General features: G+C 55.6%; 3 protein-coding genes and 1 pseudogene. All 4 read left to right on the forward strand.

What is annotated here, in order from left to right:
- On the forward strand, window positions 1–105 hold a 105-nt coding region (locus BMI87_RS22420; RefSeq protein WP_146681604.1), incomplete at its 5' end, for an integrase core domain-containing protein.
- A gap of 56 nt (window positions 106–161) precedes the next feature.
- Window positions 162–392: pseudogene (locus BMI87_RS21730) on the forward strand (alkene reductase); the annotation flags it as partial.
- Window positions 393–487: 95 nt separating this feature from the next.
- The gene (locus tag BMI87_RS21735; protein WP_078523534.1) at window positions 488–1,879 is read left to right on the forward strand and encodes an NAD-dependent succinate-semialdehyde dehydrogenase; all 1,392 of its coding nucleotides are present in this window, start codon (window positions 488–490) and stop codon (window positions 1,877–1,879) included.
- 72 nt (window positions 1,880–1,951) lie between these two features.
- The gene (locus BMI87_RS21740; protein WP_246832773.1) at window positions 1,952–2,317 is read left to right on the forward strand and encodes an aldo/keto reductase; all 366 of its coding nucleotides are present in this window, start codon (window positions 1,952–1,954) and stop codon (window positions 2,315–2,317) included.
- Window positions 2,318–2,365: the final 48 nt, after the last annotated feature.

A 2,365-nucleotide genomic window follows, 5' to 3' on the forward strand; every position in this document is an offset into this window, starting at 1 on the left:
GCTTGGCGTAGATACTACAATGAGGAACGGCCACACGGCGCGATCGGGAACAAGGCTCCGATCACGCTGACGAAATCAGGGGGCGTCACCAGCCCGTCACCCTGAGCAAAGCCGGGAAACTCTGCCTAAGGGCGGTAGAGCTCTGGGGTGCGGATCAGCAGCGTTTCAACGGGATCTACATCGCCAACAATGGCTATGACAGAGACCTTGCAATTGCGGCGCGCCGCAGTGACGCCGCCGATCTAGTCGCCTTTGGTCGTCCCTATATTGCCAACCCGGACCTGGTGGCCCGGCTACAGCAGAACGCACCCCTCAACGCACTTGACGGCGCGACCGCATATGGCGGCGGGGCCGAGGGATACATCGATTACCCTGTTCTCCCACATGAGTGATCGCAGGAACGTACACTTACCAATCCAGGACTGGACAATGGCCGGTCCTGAAACCTCTGCCTCCCGTGAGCAGATCTAACAAAAAGGGTTCTACCATGGCCTATGAAACACGAAATCCATACACTGGTACTCTTCTGGAAACCTTTCCAGATGCAACCGACGCGGAAGTTCATCAAGCGATTGAAACTGCTCATGCTGCATTTCTATCGTGGAAGGAAACCAGCTTTGAAGAACGCGCGCGTGTGATGCGCAATGCCGCTGAAATATTGCGGCGTGATGTCGATATTTTCGCCAATCTGTTGACTGTTGAGATGGGCAAACTTGTGCCCGAAGCCAAAGCAGAAGTTGCTCTGTCAGCGGACATCTTTGACTATTACGCAAACAATGCCGAGGCGCTATTGGCTCCCGAAAAGCTGCCAGTGGCCGACCCCAATGAAGGTGACGCCGTCCTTTCTGCGGAGCCGCTTGGGGTCTTGCTCGCGATCGAGCCCTGGAACTTCCCATTCTATCAGGTGGTCCGTATCGCTGCACCACAGCTGTCCGCAGGCAATACCATGTTGCTCAAACACGCCTCCAATGTTCCGCAGGCCGCCGCCGCATTCGAAAAGCTGATGCTGGATGCTGGTTTGCCTCAGGGTGCGTTCAAGAACCTCTATGCAACACGGTCTCAGATCGAAACCATCATTGGCGATCCCCGCGTTCATGGCGTTGCGCTGACCGGATCGGAAGGGGCTGGCTCGGTCATCGCCTCGCAGGCTGGCAAGGCTTTGAAAAAATCGACGCTTGAGCTTGGCGGTGCGGATGCTTTTGTGGTGTTGGCCGATGCGGAAATGGAGAAAACCATAAAATGGGCAGTCTTTGGCCGACACTGGAATGGTGGTCAGGTCTGTGTGTCTTCAAAGCGCATGATCATTGTCGATGATGTCTATGATCAGTTTCTTGAAGGCTACACTGCGGGTGTCGCCAAGCTGAATGCTGGTGATCCGCTGGACCCAACCACAACCTTGGCCCCCCTGTCTTCCGAGGCCGCCGCAGAAGAGATCAAAGACAAAATACGTCAGGCGGTATCCTGCGGAGCCACAGCAACCGAAGTCGGGCCGCGCGTTCCCAATTCGGGTGCTTTCGTTCAGCCGACCATCCTAACCGATATTTCAGAAGACAACCCCGCTCGGTATTGGGAGTTTTTCGGTCCGGTTTCGATGCTTTTTCGCGCGAAGGACGAGGCGGACGCCGTACGCATTGCCAACGATTCACCATTCGGGTTGGGCGGGTCGGTGTTCACGGCCGATCCGAAGCATGGCACGGAGATTGCGAAACAGATTTCTACGGGCATGGTCTTTGTCAATCACCCGACCATGGCGAAGGCGGACCTTCCTTTCGGTGGCATCGGGCGTTCGGGCTACGGCCGCGAACTGGTCGGGCTCGGCATCAAGGAGTTCGTCAACCACAAGCTGATCTCAGTGGTTGATATCGACGCCCCGTTCTAGGGAACAATGCGCCAATCCGACCAGTGGTTGGGCTGGCGCATTAGCTTGAAAGTATAAAGAAAGGTCACCGCTATGAAATTCCGCAATCTTGGTGCCAGGCTGGGCGCCGTTTCTGCTATTGGATTGGGCTGCATGGGAATGTCCGAGTTCTATGGGCCCTCCGACAAAGCTCAATCGCTCGCGACGTTGGAGCATGCGCTCGAAAAAGGTATAACATTTTTCGACACTGCTGATACTTATGGTCTTGGCCACAACGAGGAACTGCTCAACAGCTTTCTCGCTCGCCACCGAGACCAAATCACACTCGCAACCAAATTCGGCATTGTGCGCGATGGTCCGCTTGCGGACCGCCGCATTGATAATACCCCAGCCTACATTGCCAAAGCCAATGAAGCGTCTCTCAAACGCTTAGGGTCAGGATTCATAACCAGTAGATGACGAGAGCCGCTAGGGCGATGGCGGAGAGGAAGACCTTCGGAGATCGGT

Origin of the sequence: Thioclava sp. F28-4, from assembly GCF_002020045.1 — a bacterium.
Taxonomy (GTDB): domain Bacteria; phylum Pseudomonadota; class Alphaproteobacteria; order Rhodobacterales; family Rhodobacteraceae; genus Thioclava; species Thioclava sediminum.